Annotated in this window: 15 protein-coding genes; 2 read left to right on the forward strand and 13 right to left on the reverse strand. The window is 56.6% G+C overall.

Annotated features, from left to right (window positions below; genetic code table 11):
* Positions 1 to 4: 4 nt before the first annotated feature.
* Genes dpdF through Verru16B_RS19305 form a run of 8 tightly spaced genes read right to left on the reverse strand, consistent with a single transcriptional unit; the run spans position 5 to position 10,330 of the window.
* The gene (gene dpdF, locus Verru16B_RS15790; RefSeq protein WP_069963184.1) at positions 5 to 2,527 is read right to left on the reverse strand and encodes a protein DpdF; all 2,523 of its coding nucleotides are present in this window, start codon (positions 2,525 to 2,527) and stop codon (positions 5 to 7) included.
* Complete coding sequence (dpdE, locus tag Verru16B_RS15795; protein ID WP_069963185.1) at positions 2,524 to 5,808, reverse strand: protein DpdE; 3,285 nt, start codon at positions 5,806 to 5,808, stop codon at positions 2,524 to 2,526. Before dpdE ends, dpdF begins: the two co-directional genes overlap by 4 nt.
* 26 nt (positions 5,809 to 5,834) lie before the next feature.
* Complete coding sequence (folE2, locus tag Verru16B_RS15800) at positions 5,835 to 6,644, reverse strand: GTP cyclohydrolase FolE2 (RefSeq protein WP_083270540.1); 810 nt, start codon at positions 6,642 to 6,644, stop codon at positions 5,835 to 5,837.
* 6 nt (positions 6,645 to 6,650) lie between these two features.
* Complete coding sequence (locus Verru16B_RS15805; protein WP_237023439.1) at positions 6,651 to 7,331, reverse strand: 7-carboxy-7-deazaguanine synthase QueE; 681 nt, start codon at positions 7,329 to 7,331, stop codon at positions 6,651 to 6,653.
* A 2-nt stretch (positions 7,332 to 7,333) separates the two neighbouring features.
* Positions 7,334 to 8,872: an HAD family hydrolase gene (locus tag Verru16B_RS15810; protein WP_157772469.1), complete on the reverse strand. Its 1,539-nt coding sequence runs from the start codon at positions 8,870 to 8,872 to the stop codon at positions 7,334 to 7,336.
* Positions 8,873 to 8,880: 8 nt separating this feature from the next.
* Positions 8,881 to 9,324, reverse strand: coding sequence for a 6-pyruvoyl trahydropterin synthase family protein (locus Verru16B_RS18005; protein ID WP_083270409.1), 444 nt, complete (start codon positions 9,322 to 9,324; stop codon positions 8,881 to 8,883).
* Positions 9,321 to 10,028 carry a 7-cyano-7-deazaguanine synthase QueC gene (gene queC, locus Verru16B_RS15815; protein WP_069963189.1) on the reverse strand — a complete coding sequence of 236 codons (708 nt, stop codon included), beginning with the start codon at positions 10,026 to 10,028 and terminating at the stop codon, positions 9,321 to 9,323. Before queC ends, Verru16B_RS18005 begins: the two co-directional genes overlap by 4 nt.
* Entirely contained in the window at positions 10,025 to 10,330 is a 306-nt protein-coding gene (locus Verru16B_RS19305) for a helix-turn-helix transcriptional regulator (RefSeq protein ID WP_425483017.1), read from the reverse strand. Before Verru16B_RS19305 ends, queC begins: the two co-directional genes overlap by 4 nt.
* Before the next feature lie 256 nt (positions 10,331 to 10,586).
* Between Verru16B_RS19305 and Verru16B_RS18420 the strand changes: the two genes are divergently transcribed.
* Together Verru16B_RS18420 and Verru16B_RS15825 are read left to right on the forward strand one after the other, a co-directional pair.
* Positions 10,587 to 11,093 carry a hypothetical protein gene (locus Verru16B_RS18420; protein WP_157772471.1) on the forward strand — a complete coding sequence of 169 codons (507 nt, stop codon included), beginning with the start codon at positions 10,587 to 10,589 and terminating at the stop codon, positions 11,091 to 11,093.
* A gap of 36 nt (positions 11,094 to 11,129) precedes the next feature.
* Entirely contained in the window at positions 11,130 to 11,378 is a 249-nt protein-coding gene (locus tag Verru16B_RS15825; RefSeq protein ID WP_169829303.1) for a hypothetical protein, read from the forward strand.
* 1,099 nt (positions 11,379 to 12,477) lie between these two features.
* Here the strand turns inward: Verru16B_RS15825 and pnuC are convergent.
* The 5 genes from pnuC to Verru16B_RS15860 form a co-directional block, all read right to left on the reverse strand.
* Positions 12,478 to 13,095 (reverse strand): nicotinamide riboside transporter PnuC, encoded by a 618-nt coding sequence (gene pnuC, locus Verru16B_RS15835; protein WP_069963193.1) that lies wholly within the window; start codon positions 13,093 to 13,095, stop codon positions 12,478 to 12,480.
* The gene (locus Verru16B_RS18425) at positions 13,092 to 15,299 is read right to left on the reverse strand and encodes a TonB-dependent receptor domain-containing protein (protein WP_157772472.1); all 2,208 of its coding nucleotides are present in this window, start codon (positions 15,297 to 15,299) and stop codon (positions 13,092 to 13,094) included. The genes pnuC and Verru16B_RS18425 overlap by 4 nt, the downstream gene beginning before the upstream one ends.
* Positions 15,232 to 16,287 (reverse strand): AAA family ATPase, encoded by a 1,056-nt coding sequence (locus Verru16B_RS15850; RefSeq protein WP_069963196.1) that lies wholly within the window; start codon positions 16,285 to 16,287, stop codon positions 15,232 to 15,234. Before Verru16B_RS15850 ends, Verru16B_RS18425 begins: the two co-directional genes overlap by 68 nt.
* An 86-nt stretch (positions 16,288 to 16,373) precedes the next feature.
* Positions 16,374 to 17,063, reverse strand: a complete 690-nt coding sequence (locus Verru16B_RS15855) for an NUDIX hydrolase (protein ID WP_069963197.1) — start codon at positions 17,061 to 17,063, stop codon at positions 16,374 to 16,376.
* A gap of 339 nt (positions 17,064 to 17,402) precedes the next feature.
* Positions 17,403 to 18,644, reverse strand: a complete 1,242-nt coding sequence (locus Verru16B_RS15860; RefSeq protein WP_157772473.1) for an AAA family ATPase — start codon at positions 18,642 to 18,644, stop codon at positions 17,403 to 17,405.
* Positions 18,645 to 18,668: the final 24 nt, after the last annotated feature.

Consider the following 18,668-nt stretch of genomic DNA (forward strand, 5'->3'; position numbering starts at 1 on the left):
AAACTCATTGCCGCAAAACGTTAAGCAGGGTCTCCAAGCGAATGGCCCCGGGGGTGCCGGCACCTATGTAACGGCCCGGATGAAACCGGTCCGCGCAATCTTCCGGTGCAATAATCAGGTGAACCGGGCGACTGAGGGCATAGAGATGCTCCGGGATGGGCGCCGGGGCGTGCTCCGGCGGCAAAACGGATACCCGTGGCACGGCCAAATACCCTTCAAAAACGGGATCCGGTTCATCAAGGTCGCGCACAATCAGGAAGTTTTCCGGCGTGGTCTTGGTCATGACATTGAGCGGATTTGGCAATGCGCCCGGCCACATCGTTTCAGTGCGCCACCGGGCCGGCAAGGCAATCTCGCGGATGCCGTTTTTCGCCAATCGTTTGAGCGATTCCACGAGTCGCGTGAAAAGCTCCCGTTGGGGGGTGTTGGCCGCGTAGGTCACAAACAGATGGTTGGCGGCCCCGGCGGCCATCATTTGCTGCAAATTGGCAGAGACTTCGCAGTTCAGCTTCCGGGTTGGGCTCAAGGTAACGTCCTCCGGTCCCTCTCCCACGTGATGGATACCCGCACCCGGGACCTGGTAGACCTCGCGCAGGATGTCGTCGCGACCCCGGCGTCCGCGCAGCAGGTCTTCCATCCGGGACCAATTCCGGGACGCGCTGCTTCGACTATCGCCTCGGTTGGTCTCTACTTGCTGGTCCCAGGCCAGGGCTGTCGTCGGGTTCGATTGCAGGAGGTTCACGGGCACGTAGGCCTCGAGTCTTATCTGCTCCTCTTGGCGACGCGCCTCGTAGGCCTCGGTTGCCTCGCCGGGCTTTTGGACCGATCCCGGCGGAGACCCGCTTTGGATTTCCAATACGCCCGAGCGCGCCAGCAAAAGGAGTGTTTTCAGATTCCATTCTCGGTTGCGTTCGCCGTCCCATTTTACCCCGGGGCGCTTGGCGTTGAGGTTAACGTAAGGCCATTGCGGTGTATCGATCCGCGACGCCCACATGCTCTGCCAGCGTTGGAACCCGATTTCCGCGCCGACGATCTGCGGGGAACTCAGGTTCTTGGCATCAAATACATCCGCCTCGGTCCAGATCAGCAGCGAAGCACAGGCGTTGCCGTCGCGTCCGCCCCGCCCGACTTCCTGGTAGAATCGATCGACCGTTTCGGGAACGCAGGCGTGAATGACCGCCCGCACATCCGCCTTATCCATGCCCAGGCCAAACGCTGAGGTGCCGATCATCAGATCGAGTTCATTGGCATTCCAAGCCTGCAAGGTCCGCGCCCGTTCCAGTGGCCCGCATTCGCCATGCAACATCCCCACCCGTTTCCACGACGCCTGCCGGCACCGCTGGAGCCAGGTTTCCGCTTCCTCCACCCGGGTCACATAAAGGACCGCCGGACGCGGGGCGTGAAACAAGGCCTCGAGGATGGCCTGGGTGCGCACCACGGCCGAATCGCAGCGCACTTGGCCATAGCGGGGTTCCTGCCGCAGGTAGACCGCGGACAAGACTTCGAAGTCTTCCGGATCGCCAAAGAATCGCTGGATATCCGCAAAGCTGTCTTCCGTCAAAGTCGCCGTCATCAGGAGGGTCCGAAACCGGCGCTCGGGTGGACACACGCGGCGCAGTTTCCGCCAGAGCGCACTCATCGATTGGAACTCGGGGCGGAATGACGTGCCCCATTGTCCGATAAGATGCGCTTCATCGACAATGAACGCGCGCAACTGCCCCGAACTCGCCAAACCCTCGAGGGTTTCGGCCAGGCCGGATACAATGCTCTCCGGGGCGCAGAAAATGACCCGCTGCTGCCCATCCCGCATCCGCTGCCAAATCGTCTTCCGCTCCAACCGACTGAGCCCCGAATGCCAGGCGTCGATCGGGATTCCGGCACCCAGTTCGCGGGCCTGCCGGACCTGATCGAAGGCCAGGGCGATGGTCGGCACCACCACGACCGAGGTGCCGCCGGATTCGGCGATACCCAAGAGCGAGGCGGCCATGCCGACGAGGCTCTTGCCCGCGCCGGTAGGCAGGACGACCAGGCGAATCGCTCCCGGCGGCGACAACATCACGGCCCGGACGGCTTCCGCCTGGTTCGACGAGAGGTATGCGTTACGACCGAATCGCGTCACCAGGCTGGGATCTGCCGGCACGGTCTGTTTCGTGCGGCGGGGGATTTGCTGTTCCGCCGCGCTCAATGGGTCGCTGGGCAGCCACTGTGGCTGCCAAGGGGCGGCTTCCAGTTCAAACGTGCCGGAGTCTCCATAGGCCACACAGCCGCATTTCCGCCACTCGGCCTTGCTCGGCCAGGGAGCAGAGGCTGGCACCGTGAGTTGCGGAATGCCCGCATGATTGGTCGCCTCCCAGCGCAGGACCTGCCGGATCAACACCGCCAGGTCGGCCCAACCCAGGTTCGCCGAGGAACCGTTGAGCAACGCCAGGCGCACGCGCTCATAGACAGTATTTTGATACGGCGTGCCGGGCATCGTCTCCTTGGGCCATACCTTGAGCCGACGCTTGAGATCCGCGAATTCGCTCATGGTTCGAAAGCGCTGCCGGCTAGAAAAACTGCCCCGGCCGCATCCAGTCGTAGGCGGGGACGACGGAGTCCCGCGGCGATCTCCGTGACGCGCTTGTTTTCGGTGGCGAGTTCGCGCTGCAACTGGGCCTTTTCCGCGGGGAACGTGGCCAGCGCCGCCAACCGACTGGCAATCTGCTCCGTGGCCATGGCCGTCGTTCGCTCGAATTCGGCGTAGGCCGCTTGGGCAAGTTCGTCTAGGTTCCGGCGACCGCGCAGCGCCTTTTCCGCCGAATCCCGGGCTTCGGCGCAAAGGTCGCTCCAGACGCAGTCACCCAACCGGGCGAGCGCCTTTGGCCATCGGGATGGATTGAGATTCTTGTCGGTCCCCCGCACGCATGGCTTGCTCAATTCGGCGATGATTTCCGGGGACGGCTCGGAAAAGTCCTGGCCGATCCAGACAGTCTCGGAAAAAGGCGGGAGCGCCGCATCGGCCCGCCGACGCAAACTTCTGACGACGACGCCCTGCCGGTCGTCCTGCTCGCTCGCGAGGTCGGCTTCCACCACGAAATCAAAACAGAAATACAGCTTAACCTCCGTGGGGGCGAGCGCCGGGCTTTTTCGCCAAAAGGCGAAACAAGTGCCGCGATCGTCACAGCCCAGATACCCGTGCAGGCCGTCCACCAAGGGGTGACCGAGGCGGGCCAGTCCCGCGCCGCGATGCAGGGCCGTTTGTCGAACAAAGGCCGCCGGCCGGGTCAATGGCGGGCTGAAATCGATATGCCGCGCGAGCGGATCGAACGCTCGCCCCATCCACCGCGCGATATCCGCGGCGCTCATCAGGCAGCGATCCCCCTTCGCCGGATAGCGAAAATGATAGCGCACGACGGTGTCGTTCCGATCGCGCTCCCCTACCCGTATGAATTGCAGGGCTTCGACCATCCATTCATCAAAGGCGCGGCGGAAGTCATCGCCCTTCGCATCCACCTGTTCCAACCGGGCCAGCCAGTCCGAACTCAGTTCCGTAGCCGGCAGGTCCAGCGCGTCCAACTCATCCTGGTTTTGAATCGCCTTCAACTCCCGGTCGCGGACTCCGCCCGGCGCCTTGAGTTCGTCGGTCCAATGCTGGAGGGTTTCCACCCCTTCCAGGAAGAGCTTGGTCGCCACGTTTCGCGTCAGGTCTTCCACCAGATACTGAAGCGAGGCGATTGATTGCCGGAATACATTCCAGCCTTGGTCCAGGCAGGTGACCCAGCCGTCCAAGTAGGCCGCATCGGCGGTAACCAGCACGAACGATTTAACCGGGTTGCCCACGCCGTAACGGTCCAGCCGCCCCATGCGCTGCTCGACCCGGTTGGGCGCAAACGGCAGGTCGAGGTGCAGGATGGCGGAGTTCTTGCCCTGCAGGTTCACGCCTTCCTCGGCCAGGGCATCACACACCAGGATGGCCTCGGGAACCGAATCCCAGACCTTCCGCCAATCGGACTTCGTCGGATCATGCCTGGCGACCACCCCGGGCATGGCGGCGTGCGCCAATTTGAAGAATTCGTCGCCAAATTCACGGCTGATCGACATGCAGACCACCCGCAGTTTCTGCGCCCGCATTTGCTGGAGGGCCGTAATCAGTTCCTTCTGGCGGGTTGCCTGTTGATCACGCAAGACCGGCAGGCGGCCTTCAAACTCCTCGATAATTTCCAGTTCACCGGGAAAATTGGGGGCGGCGCCGAGTTGGCGACTGCGCTCCGCGTCCAGGGGCAACGTGGGGCGTTTGGCGGCCAAACCCTTCTGGAGGGCGCGGCGGGCAGCAAAGCAGGTGGCGAGGGACTCGATGTCGCTCCACGCGGCCTCGAGGAGAACTTGGTAGACTGCCGCAAACACGGCGACCTCGGCAGCGGATTCTCCCGCCATGCCATTGGCAGCTCGCTGCCGCCAAGCTTCGACGAACTTCTCCGCATTCGCGATAACTCCGCTGTCGCAGGCCAGTCGCACCAGTCCTTGCCTCCCGGGCAACAATCCCTGGAGGCTCTCATTGCGACGATTGCGCAATAAGCGTCGGTGCACGCGATACGTTTCACTCATGTGGGCCCGGATAGCCCGGATCTGCGGTGCCCGGACCTCAAGGGCGCAATCCTGCTCAATACTCGAGCGCAATTCGCCCAGAAGATGGCTGAGACGAGCGTCGTCCGGAAACATCGCGGAAATCTGCTCGGCCGTTGAGGTCAGGAAGAACGGTTGCTGGTCCTCCGTGAATGCGGCGAAAATATCGGCCAGTTCCTGCCGCTTGGCGACCCGGCCTTCAAAGGCCGCCCGGTTCTTCAGGTCGTAGACGGCCGGATCGAGCAAATGCAGGAGTGCAAAGAATCCCGCCTCGTTGCGGCGAATCGGGGTGGCCGAGAGCAGCAGCAGGTTCGGGCAGACCGTCGGCGCCGAGATTTGGCGCACCTTCTCAAAGAGGCCATGTCGTGGACTTGACGCCGACTCGGTCCAACCAGTGCCGATCTGGTGGGCCTCGTCGATTATGAGGAAGCTGGGTTGATTGCCCTGCCAGGCGGTAAAGGCCTCAGCGGATATGATCTCGAGCCGATGGCCGAACTCCGGAGCGAGCAGACACCGAACCCGCATTTCCGACTTCCACTGCTCGATCAGACTCGCGGGAGCGATTATGAGCACTCGATGATCAGAGGGAAAATCGAGCACGTGTTGGCGCGCGATGATTCCGGCTTCAATCGTTTTCCCCAAGCCGACTTCATCGGCCAATAGATACCGCTGGACCGGATCGCGGAGCACCCGTCGAACCACTTCGAGTTGGTGAAGCTCCAATTCCACCGGGGCCGAAATCAAAGCATCCATTCCTCCCGTGGCGGCCCGCTGTTCTACGAAATGGTCGAGCAGTCGATGACGCCTTTCGTGAAAATACGGGGTTTCCGTCACGCGGGCCGCCAGGTGCAGCCAAGGTTCCGGCAGGGGCCGGTCCCACCGCACATACACATCGCGCTCTAGCAACCTCGCCTGCTCGCTATTTGGCAACTGCACGAAGATTTCACCGTCGGCCACATGTAACTGGACGCGTCCAATCCGCCAGTAACCCGCAGACCGATCATGGTAGTAAACCCTGGTTTGCTCTCCGAGTTGCTTCACCCGGGTTACCTGGGACCAAGGCGCTCGCACGGTGGTCCGATCTGCCGCCACCGGGGAATCGAAGTATTCGATGACGACGCTCTCGCGGTTTGAATCGATCAGCTTGCCAATGCCCCACGCGTTATCCTTGCAGCGAACAAATTTTCCAAGATGTGGGTTAACCATGGGAAGTCCCGCCAAACGCCGCGACGCTACCGCCGGACAGGTGTCTTGCGATCGAAGGTTACCACCGCGAAAGCGGAGTGATTGTGTATGCTCTCATGATTGACCGCTCGCACCTCGAACCAGGCGATGCGCTTGTCGGCCTTCAACAAAGCCCCCGCATTACGCACCATGTCCTCGACAAACACCGGATTGTCGAAGGCCTGCATCGTCACATGCCGTTCGTCTGAACGCTTGAGCAAGGCGTAGATCGGAGCCGAAGCGGATTTTTCCGCCAAGGCGACGAGTTCCTCGATCCAGATGAGTTGCCAGGCTCCTTGCCGGTCGCGCTTCGACCGGACCGTGAAGGTGATCTTCCCGCGTTGGTTGTGGGCTCCGTAGTCGGAAATCTCCTTCGAGCAAGGACACAGGCTGGTAACCGGGACCTCGACGCGAAGCAGGAAATCGTCCCCATTCCCGTTGGATTCTGCGATGAAGGCGCAATTGACATCGATGCTGGCGCGGGCGCCAGACACGGGCGCGGTCTTCATGATAAAATAGGGGAATTCCACGACGACGTGGGTCTTCGCGGCCTCGAGTCGCTCGTGCATGCGCCGGAGCATGGCCGGTATGGTGCGCACAGTGATTTCTCCGTGATGCTCGTTTAGCACCTCGACGAACCGACTCATGTGCGTGCCCTTAAAATGGTGGGGCAAATCGACCGATAGGGCGAACGTTCCGACCGTGTGCTGCTCCCGATTATCCCGGTCCAGGACCGTGATCGGATACTTCAAGTCGCTGACTCCGACTTGGTCGATATGGATGCCGCGTTTGTCCCGGGTGCGTTGGACGTCTTTCATAAGCATTCAGTAGCCTATCTCCAGGTTGCCGCCCAGAGGAATAATCGGGCGGGCACCTGAATCTAGGCTGTCTACATTGTAGACTCGATGCAACTGATAGCCGGCGCGGAAGGGGTGACCCTGCGTCTTCACGGTAACCGAAATTGAATTCATCACCGCAGGGTCTTCACGCTTCGACCATTCGGGATGCAACCAGACCACTTGGCCTGCCGTCAGTGGTGAAACCTGGGCCCGCCATTTCTCCACACTCTCTCCATCTTCGATGATCAGCTTAATCTCATTGGCCCGGCGAAGATTTTCCGGAAGGGGCAACTTCGCCCACTTGGGGCTTACTGTGATCCAGTCGAAATCGCCCTTGATTGGGAAACTCCCACTGGTCTCCAAATGCGTCGGCAAGTCGCGTCGATGCAGGGCGGCGGTGAGTTCAGTGAGGTCATGGATAGTCGGCTCGCCACCGGTAATCACCGCGAATTCTGCCCGGTGCGCCACGGCGCGATCTGCCAGTTCGTCAGCAGAAAATCGCTCGATCTTTTCCGGGACCCAATCGGGGTGCCAGGTCCCGGCCGAATCACACCACGGGCACTTCACTGGGCAACCGAAGGTACGGATGAAAAACGCCGCTCGACCCATGTGGCAGCCTTCGCCCTGCCAGGCATAAAACGTTTCGTAGATGGGAAGAGTGCTCACTATCAGTCAGGCATGATGACATCTAGGTGCGCCATAAAACCGCTCAGCGATATGAATGTGTAGTCGGGCTTGAAGCTACTGACGTCCTCATTCAATTTTTTGAATCCCGCTGGAATATACACAGTTTTATACCCCATTTTGTCAGCAGGCATTAGATCCGAAGACAGTTGATCGCCCACAGAGATAAACAGGCAGTTTTGGCGCAATATCGGGTCGACAGATTCACGAATCGAACCAAACACCAACTGCTTGTTTCTTTCAGAATAGACCTCATGAAAGAAGTTAGTCAATTCATGCGCCAGCAGTAGATTATGCACGCGTTGCAGACTACTTTCTGTGAGCAAAATCAACTTTGCATGCTTTTGGGCGCACTTCTCCAGCAATGCCTTAGCCTGTGGCAAAAGCCTTGGCTTCTCATTCAACCGCCGAAGGTACGTTGCTACGATCTCTTGTAAGCACGCGCTAACTTCTTCAGACAATTTATCTACTTCTTGCTTCTTCTCCGTCATTAAACCTCGGTACAGGCACTCCGCCAATAACCATGGCGGATAGCGATTGCCCGCTGGATTTGATTCGGCGATTTTCTGATCGATTGCCCTGACATAATTAAGGCGTTCTCCGGTCACTTTATGATCCGCCAACGCTTCGACACCGGACAACATCTCAAGCTGTGCTTCGCGGTAGATGGAATTGGTATCCCACAGTGTATTGTCGGCATCAAACACGATTACGATAGGATTGGGTACAGTTTTCACGATGGGTTCGGGCGAGGGGGTTACGATAGGTTCAGACACGGGAGGCGGGAGCACGGGAGGCGGAGTCATTTTTTCGAATCCGAATACCGTGGTCATCACGAGGAAAAGCATAAGGGCGAAGCCAAAATAGTATCCAGCTAGCGTGTGTAACTTCATTTTCCAGACCGTGATTTGCGAGATCAGCTTAATCTCTCCTAGATGCTGTCGCGCTACGACTTCCCGAAACTGATCGCGCTGATTTTGCATGAATGGGCGCACCCAATTCGCACCCGTTACGCGATCAATCTCAGGGGCGAAAACCGTGCTCCTTGGCTTTAGCGATGTAGTATTACCCATGTTGTACTTGGGCAACAGCGTATAGAGAGAGATTAGCCCACCCACGACGCAGAAGAGATAATACAAGATCAACATTCCTGGGCCATACTTGGAAAACCAACTTCCTCGCGATGCCGACTCAAGGGCGAACGTGGAAAATGCACCCACCAGCGCACCCATAAACGCCATAGCAGTGAGGCGCCGCGAAGCTTTGTCATCCTCATGTTCGGACAAATGAGATACTGTATCTAGTCCACGAACGATAGTATCGAAATGTGGCTCGATGAATCCGTCATGGTTATCCAGTTGGTTGTAAAGTTCGTGGATGTAAATTTTTCTTCGGTATTTATCGACGCCACTGAGCAAAACGAAATGCAGAGTGAAGTACTCACGAAACCTATCAAATGCCCGCTCTGCTAAGCTACTTAGAAAGCGCCAGACTAAATGTCGAATCTGGTTCGAAGTTTGCATAACATACACTAGAGATCACCAGTGTATCGTGCAGAATTTTTCGAGTCTTCGACAACCTCGACGGAGACAACATATGCCCGGTCTTGCGTATACTGCCGGATTAATTCGTCAAACACCTCAAAGATGTGCTTTGCCATACCCTCGCACGAACAACATTCCACAACATAGATTTTCCAAGCCTTGGCACCCCCTACTGCTACTAGCGCTTCCTTTAGCGGATCTTCTCGATTGAACACGCAAGCATGATCAAGTCGGTCATTGATCCAATCTTTGAGAAATTTGAGTTTTCCGAAATCAACGACAAACCCGTTCTCATCCAACTGTGTGCAACCGAAAGTCACCCCGATACTCCAATTATGCCCGTGAATAAATGCACAGTGCCCGTCGTGACGATGCTGACGGTGCGCCCAAGGAATATCCGTATAGACTTTTTTGCAGGTCGTATTGCTCATGCCGTGATTCTCCAGTTGTCGCGGACCATCATCGCGACGGTTGGCGCCTTGGTGTCGTAGGTCGTAGGGTCAGCGAGTCCGGCGAGATGGAATGCTTCGCGACGTTCCACGCAGGTGCCGCATACTCCGCAATGGAACTCGCCACCCTTGTAGCACGACCACGTGCGTTCGAATGGAACCTTCAGTTCGGCGCCGCGTTTCGCCAGTTCGGCTTTTGTCTGGCCAACAAAGGGACGGATCAATCTTACCTCGTTCCAGTCCGCGAGTCGGATCGCTGAATCCATCAGCGAGGCAAACTCCGGGCGGCAGTCAGGGTAAATGGTATGATCGCCGCTATGCGCCCCGAATGCCACCGCGTCAAAGCGCATGGAAATGGCCCAACCAGTCGCCACCGCGAGCATGATCATATTGCGGTTCGGAACTACCGTCGCCTTCATGTTATCCTCAGCGTAGTGTCCTTCTGGAACTGCAATATCGGCCGAGGTAAGGCTGCTGCCCGCCAGGAGGGGGGTGATACTGCGAAGGTCGGCCACGCGGTGCTCGATGCCCAGTTGCGCCGCGATGCCCTTGGCACAAACGATCTCTTTGGCATGGCGCTGGCCGTAATCGACCGAAAGCACCTTAACGGTGTCGCCTCTGGCGATAAGGTCGTAGACCAATATGGTGGAGTCCATTCCGCCGGAAAAAATGACGACGGTTTTCATGGTAGGTGGAGTTTGAGTTGCCGGCGGCCCCCGAATTCCACTGGTTCCAACTTTGCTGCGTAAGCGGAAATCGCCTCCAGATCGGTTGCACTGAAAACCACCCGTTTGCGCAGCCGACTGCCGGCAGGAATCAGTTCGCGTTTACGCCAGTTCCAGAGTGTTTGCCTGGAAACCCTCAAGACTTTCAGCACGTCGATGACCGAGTAGTAGGTCTCCCCTGCAATCAAGATTCCCTTCGTACGACTTGGAAATCTAGTGATGTTAGTGGGCACGTAACGATTTGTCGCGTTACGTAAATACATGTCAATTCATTCTATTCCCACTCTGAAACAAGACGCAATTAGGCGCCTGGCGCTGAATTTAACTTCTCCTTGAGCGTCATCCAGCGGAACGGGTCGTGACTTTGAAAATGCCGATCGGCTCAATCCAATGGCGACAAAAGGGCGCAAGTCTGCTTTTTCACTAGGGTCGTTTTCGTGAATCTCCTCCACCTCAACCCAATCCGACTTTGAATCAGCCGACAGGTGTCGGCATATACAACGTTGGGCGAAAGAATCCATGAAGCGTCCTCTTAAAGTCTACCTGAAGCACGGCCGTCTCGCGGACGTATTGGCCCTCATCCAAGTCCTCTCATTCGACAAGAGCGCACATCGAAGTGAAGCAGGCCTACAAGAAGAACTTCAGGGTGTTCCGGCGTCGGCAACACATTGGCGGGAGATTGCTCGCGAGCATCCCGAGTTTTTCCGTGTGCGCCAGAAAGGCGATAATGTCGTATCGCTCACTGCGAGGCACGTCCTTCCGAAGGACGCTGAAGATCGTCGTCCACAACTCGATGTCAATTTTACCCATCGCCTGATTCAGACGGCGATAGATTTGCACGACCGTGAATTGAAGCGTGCCGAGCGATGGAATTTCTTGTTTCCCGCTGCGATTGCGGCTCTGACATCGATCGTAGTGATTTTGCTGAGTTCGTATTTCCAGCAGAAGAAGGAACCCAACAAGGCGCCAGAGCCTACGCCCACGGCCGTCAGGTCTCCTGCTCCGCAAGAGTCGCGCCAACCGTAGTTGTGGCTCATCTGTGACGTCGGCGGAAGAATCGTCATGCGTTATCAAAGCCCCCATCGCGGACCCGATATGCCCGAGTGGCTCCAGTTTGCGATTTATGCTTACCTCGCTGTCGGACTCCTGATTGCGCTCTATCTTTATTTCACCGAAGAAGGCGGGCAGAAGATGAAGGTTCCGTTCATTGCCGCGCTGGCCAAGCAGTATGCCACCTTTGCCATGACTCTGCCTATTTGGTGGGCGGTCATGTGGTGGGTCCAGCGCACCCTGACAAAAGACGAAACGTAGCCCGAGGAGTCCGATCTAATCGCCAGAGCCAATGCCGCTAAAGCGGCATGGCTCATCTTGAACGTTGGCATCATCCGCGCCGCATACCGGTGCGGCGAACAGGATGCCTAATCGTCGAGACGTGGAAATTGGGTTACTTGAGACAAGTGGATACCTAGTTTATTATGTTTTTGTCTCTCCCCTGGAACCTGCGGACGGCACCTGCGGGAATATCTCGACGCGATCCATGTCGGTGACGCCGCCCGAATCGCCCGGATATATGGTGACCACGTGTTCATCTTTGGCCGGGATATTACTGTCGATTCGGCTGATGAGATGGCGCTGATCACAATCCTCCACGTTCCCAAGGAACTGCGCCCTATGGCTCATCGGGCCCGGGCGAGGTCGCTGCAAAGCACCACCTGAAAGTTACTTAGAAAAAATAGCTGCCTTGCTCAAATGCCATCTCCCGCATAGTCGTATATCAGATTATCCCACTCACATGCCATCCACCCCAGCCCCCCTTATCAAGAGCTACAAAGACGTGGCGGAATTTGCCCGTACTGCTGGGCCCTATTGCGGCTACCTTGTCGCCGCCGCTCTCAAAGACCTCCACGCAGTTAACGGCGTGTTCACAAAGGATGGTCCGATTTGCTATCGTGAATCTGCCACCTATGCGGCGGCTTGCAGTCGTGAAGACCTTGCGGGACGTTTTAACGAGGCACGTACCGTAGCGGCATGGCTGCACTACATTGAGAAGTTTACGGGGAACGTGGCAAAGCATGGAAAGCCCGAAAGGGTGCTAGTTGACTGGGTTTCCTTGGTTTTTAGGTATGACGACGGAAGCAAGGCAGTCTTCGGCTGTGTCAGCGACATTCAGCACGGGCTGCGTGATTCCGCGTCACGCTCAGACTCGTCACCCGTGTCACCACCGTAGCAACACCGGCCCCGCCGCCGCACCGGTCGTTCTCCAAGGGTGCATGGGGACCCGCGTCGGACGAACTATAGCCCGCGTGACCGTTTGGTTGGACCCCGTGGTTTCGAACCAGAGCCGAGCGTACTAGTCAGCCGCGTCCTAGCTATTCCTGCTCAATCCATGTAACCGCAGATTGTCCTCGGCCTAGCGCCTGCTACTTCTTCCGGCGCTTTTCTTGTGCCAGGAGATGCACCCAAGGATGGCCATAGCCAAGAACAAGGCATATAAGATAAGCGTCAGGCGTAGATCCTTCACAGCGTATACGTAGAGCGCGATTAAATCGACCGTGATCCAAAGATACCAGTTTTCGCGGAAATGAAACGTGAGGAGCGCCTGAGCGAACAGGCTTAGCACCAAGATCGCGCTGTCCCACCACGGCATCGAAGAACTCGTCAGGTAAGCGAAGGATGCCCCAGTAAGGCTGTAGGCAATTCCAATGCCGGCTAGCAGGAGCAGTCCCTGACGGGGGGTCAGAATGCGGATAGCTGCATCAGCGTCAGGCTCGCGCCTCCAGCGAATCCACCCTTGGACCGACAATAGAAAGAAAAGCACCTGCAGCACCATGTCCGGGTACAGCTTAATCGCCCGGAACAGCCAGGCATAGGCAAGCACACTTATGATACCTGTCGGCCAAAGCCAGACGCGGTTCTTTATCGTCAGGTAGACGCTTGCGAAACCAAATACCGCACCGACAAGTTCACAGGGGGAAACTTGAATCCAGGCGGGAAGAAATTCCCACACGATCGGCTCGGTAATACTCATTTAAAGGTTCGGGTCAGGCACAGGACAATCCGAAGCGGCAGTTCTTCACCTACGATGAGATTGTCCGCATAGGGGTCCCCATTGTGAACCCAGTTCTTTTGATCCGTAAGATTCATGACGCCCAGCTGCATCGAGAAGTTGGGACGCGAGTAGGTAACCGTCGCGTCGATGCAATACTGCGCAGGAATATGCATGGTCCCAGCAAGATTAGCATTTTGTCGGTCCTGCGATCGCACCATGACCTGCGTCTTCCAATTCGTGTTCCAGGCATAACCCAGGGTGACATTGGCATACAGGCGGGATAACCCCGGGATCCGGTAGTTGCCGGGACCAGCCACGGTTGGGGAGCCGACACCTTCATACTCAAATGGCCAAGAGTCTCGGTAGTTGCCCTCCATATAGGTAAGATTTGCAGATGCATACCAAGGCTTGGCCGACACAACATACTCTGCCTCCATGCCCCGGACAGCGATGTCACTGGGGGTGTTCGTGTAGAAATTGTTTTGCTGGCGATTTTGCCAGAAGCCGACGAGGGAAAGCTGACGATTCTTGACGGAATTGCGCAGGCCCACCTCCCAAAGATCGCTCTTGCTGTGAAAATTGGCAGATGCGATGCGAAAGTCGTTGTAAGGATCCTGCGTTATCGCTCCCCCGCTTACACTGGCGTTGACCGCGGACGTTCGGTTATAGGTCGCATATGCGGTCCAGTATGGCCGCGGGGTCCAGAGGAAGCTTGCATTGTAGCTGGCAGCGCCAAATTGCCCATGCGCACGCACGAGACCTGCGAGCGGATCGTGCGCTTCGACTGCATAGTAATCGCCACGGGCGCCATACAGCAACTGGAAGCTCCCCCAGCGACGCTTCTGCTGAGCGAAGGCGGCGCCATTGCCGAGTGTCGATTCGCTAGTCTCCGGCACGAAATCCGTCGGCCCGAAAAACAAACGCCCGTCCGGCCCAGGTGTACCTAGAACGATGGCGTCGGGAAATGCTTCGGCGGCATTGTAGTGATGGGTTCCATCGAGGATATCGAAGGCATTGAAGAAAATATTGGAATAGTTGGTGAAGGCGCGGCGCCATTCATAGCGTTCCGTGACACCCATCAGCGTGGTTACCCCGTCGCTCTCCTTGCTCCACTCTGTGCGATTTTCTAAAGTCGTTTGCTGTGCGTATTCTGAATATTCCCACTGATTGTAGCGCTTGCGATTAACCACCTCAAGGAAAGTGTTGTTTTTCAATTCAGCATCAGCCAGGTGCACAGCAAGAAGGCTCTGGGCGAAATAGATGTTAGCGTTGCTGAGATCCCCGCGAGACATAATCGTGTTGCTGCGCTCCCAATCCACCAATGGACCTGATGGAACCTCGGTGAAATCGCGGGGATCGGTTACTGTGCCACGCAGGTAGCGATGGTTGCTCAGGAGATCCTTCGTGACGCGGTTTACGCCGACAGTTTCCGGTGCCGCTTGCCATTGATGCTGCAATACAAGGCTCCAGTGGCCGGTCGGAAGCAGTTTCGTGAAGACCGCATAGAGGTCGGTGGAATCGTCCCTGCCTCCATTTCGGTGGTACCAAGTCTCATCTTTCTGCGCCTCAAAGGAGACGCGAATTGCTGAAGTCGGAGAGAGCGGCCGGTTTTCATCCCATTGCACGCGTCCCATGGACCAGGAATGAGTGGTTGGAGACCAGGCACCCAATTCCAGCGAAATTCTTGAGAATTGACCGGAGAACGAGGGCATTTTCGTCAGAAAATTCAAATACCCACCGCTATAGAATCCGGGCCCCACCACCACCGGGGCCGGCCCACGTACGACGACTAAGTCCTCCATCGCGTTAAAGGATGGCTTAAAGCCGAAAGCATTCGCGGTTCGTCGCTGATCGTTCGTGAGGATCTCGGTGAGATCGCCACGTATATTGGGGGTCGCTGCGTGGCCAAAACTGGATGGCATTTGCACGTTCGGAGCCAAAGTGAGCAGCCGATCGAAGGTACGGATACCTCCATCCGCCAACAATTCATTTGGCAGAAAGGTGACCGACCGTGGAGTGTCCAAGAGTCCTAAGCCCGACCCAAACACATGTGAGTCCGATACCTCTCCGGCGACTGCCCCGAGCGATTGCCCGTAGACATCGTAGCGGGGAAGTTCAATCCGCTCCTGTGCGAAAACGGGAATGAAGGACGCCGCGATCAGGGCGAATAGGTGGTATTTCATGAAAATTGGTACGAATGATCTCCTGCCGGTGCGCCAAATCGCCGGCCAGTGTGATATAGTGAATATCTCGCTCCTGCAGTGTGCTTCGGTACCACGCTTCCTGCTTTCGCCGAAAGCTCTCATCTTGGCGGGTCCCGTCCTGGACCATCGGAAAGTCTGCGAGGCAAAGAAACGTCAGGTCATAGCGACGATGGCTAAGCTCCACTAGCCGCGGATCCGCATGGCCAAACATAGCTTCGCTGTAAAATAGAGTAGTCAAGGGAGAGGTATCGCAAAAACGCCAAGGATGGGGCGCTTGTTCCTCGTCGGCGACCTGCTTCGTGGCGATCGCCAGCATATCCGCTAAGTCGAGCGTGCCTCTCTTTTGTTCCCAGAGTGCGCGCCCATATTCCGGGATCGCCACGCCGCCCAGCTCCCGCGCCGCCCATTCCGATAGGATAGTCTTGCCGGTGGATTCTGCTCCCAGGAACACCACCCTGCGCTCCGTCGTCACTGCCACGAATGGATGCAGCAACTCGGGTGACCAGCGGCTTCTTAATTGCCGGCCCGAGACCGGCATCCGATCCCTTGGCAAGTTAACGAGACGATGGAAAACCGTTTCCTCCTGCCGGAGCATCCTGTTGAGCGTTGAGACAAGGGGCTCACCGTACAGCTCGCTTGTATGCACCGAATGCAGCGGCAGCCTGATTAGTCGATCCCAGAGACGAGCAACGAACTGCTGGTGCACGTCGTCCGCGGCGTTGTTCAGTGGCAGTTCGAGTTCGGGGCAAAGTTTCAGTAGATTCTGCGGAGTGAAGATAATAGTCTTCGCCGTTGGATATAGACTGCGCAGCCAATGCTCGCGCAGCGCAGGGTGAAATTCTGGAAATTCCGGCTGTGACCAACTCCAGATATGAAGTTCTTCTGTCTCAGCGAGCGCCGTCTCGATCAGCAGTTGATGACCCTTGTGCAGGGGACAGAATTTGCCGATGACGAGACCGCGTTTCATTGGGGGACGAGCTGCCTTAGCTGATTCGTGGGATGGCGGATAAGCGAATGCCAGTAGTGTTGAGGACGAGTGCGGGTGGAAGAAAGCTAGAGCTCGAAATTGAAACCGCGTTTTCTGAGCTGCTCGTAACGCTGGTGATTGAAGCGATAGTATTGGGCGGCCCGGTGGGCTACATCTTGCTGATACTCGTCAAGCGCTTCGAGGAGTTCCATGCCGAGGATCTTTTTGCGGAAATTCCGTTTATCCAGGTCTTGCTCTAGCACGGTTTCGTAGAGTCGCTGCAATTCGCCCAAAGTGAATTTCTCTGGCAGCAACTCGAAGCCGATCGGCTCATACCGCACCTTCGCTTTGAGGCGCTTGAGCCCGATTTCCACAATCCGTTCGTGGTCAAACGCAAGTTCCGGCAACTCGGCAACGGGAAACCATGCAACCTCCGCAGCATCAGAATCAGCCCGCACACTGTGCTCGGCAAGTTTGACCAAAGCATAGTATGCAACGCTTATAACCCGTTCGCGCGGATCGCGTTTCGGATCCCCGAACGTGTAGAGCTGTTCGAGATAAAGTTCTCCAATGCCGGTCTCTTCCCGCAACTCGCGTCGCGCCGCCTCTTCGAGGCCCTCGTGGAGCGCCACGAATCCTCCCGGCAGGGCCCACGCCCCTTTGCAGGGCTCACTTTTTCTGCGAACGAGCAAAAGCTTCAGGTCCGCCTCATCAAATCCGAACACGACGCCGTCGACCGTAACCGCGGGATGGGGGTGTTTATAGGTGAAGCTCATGGCGGTAAACACGCACGATAGTGTTATGAGGACACCAAGCGTCAAGCTGATAGTGTTCGTAGCACACGAAGCGCCCGCCTATCCAAATCTGCTGCCCATGGGATAACTAACCGTACGCCAAATCGCTTCTATCAACGCTCAGTCGCCGCGGTGCAGAGAGGACCCTCCTGATACGATACTCGAGGCATTCCATCAAGTAGTGAGCTATAACCCCGTTCTGACAGAATCCGAACAGGCTGCACTCGAAGGTGAGATGGGGGCGATCAAGGTCCCCGACTTAGCCAATCGGCTGCAATCAAAGCGCTTAGCGTAAAAGAGCGTGGATGAATTTTTGACTGCCTATCCTCCTGCCTTCCCAGTGCTTGAGGCAAAGCCGAGCGGTTTCCACTCCGTAATGAAGTGCTTCGACACTACTTCGACGGCGGTAGCGAAAACGTCTGCCAGTTCCTTCTTATCTTTCGCGGCAATGGTCATGGCGGTGCGATGGATCTCCCGGATGTGCGCACCGGTGAGACCACGGTCATAGCAAAGCTTGTGGAGACGATGATCGATCGTCTTGGCGCCAAACCAACGGTCAACCATCACAGAGATTTCAGGGTTCGTCGGTTTATTGAATTCGTACTTTCGGTTAAACCGAACCGGGCGGTTTTTAATAGCAGCATCTAACAACTCCAAGTGATTGGTCGTGGCGATTACAACAATCGGATCTTCGCGCTCCGTGATCCCGTTCATAAATTGAAGAAAATCGGCAAAGTAGGATGGACGTCCATTAATGCGATCCTCCCCAAATGCGTCGATGTCCTCCAAACCGATAATTGCAGGGGCCAAATACATTCGGATAACCCTGTCGACCTCATCAAAAGGAACGCAGCCGACGAGGTAGGCTGCGGAATAGCCCGCCGCTATAGCCTCATTAGCGGCCGCCGCGCAGACAAGGGATTTCCCGGTCCCAGGATCGCCATGACAGATGATCCCATTGTTTTGGCCTAGCTGGAGCTGAAGAACCGTATTTTCCCAGAGTTCGTCACGGCGTGTGGTATTGGTCACGAAGTCCTTGAAAGTAGATTTAGGACGGGCGCAGATATTAATATCCAAAGAATTACCACGCATGAGTATCTGGACTAGCTTACCACGGAGCGGATTGTTGTGGCGCAAGGCTTTGGTCAGAAGCTCGACAAGATCAGAGATGTCGTGGTTGCCACTCGAAACAGTGATGGAAGTTGATCCCATACCATCAAGTACCTCGAATCGAATGATCCGATCATCGATGATCGCGACCACTACCCCCGTCTTGATGATTGGAGTCTTGATGCCGTGCTCATATTCGTAGTCGCTTCTCTCCTTAATTTGCAATTCGTCCCAATCAGCCGCTTTAGCCTGAAGGATTTTTTCGAACAGATATGAGGCCATTCGCAGCTCATAATCACTGCGAAATGACCATGTGTGAGACTTGATCTGCTTCGGGGCTGCCTTAACCGCGGGCAAACCATGGGTTAGTAGGAAGCACACATCCTCACGAAGCTGCTTAATTTCCGGCGTACCATAGGTGGTATTGAGTCTTTCTAGTTCGATTTCACTCATGATACCCCAAGTTGAGAACAATTG

Source organism: Lacunisphaera limnophila (genome assembly GCF_001746835.1).
In the GTDB taxonomy this organism is placed as follows: Bacteria; Verrucomicrobiota; Verrucomicrobiia; order Opitutales; family Opitutaceae; genus Lacunisphaera; species Lacunisphaera limnophila.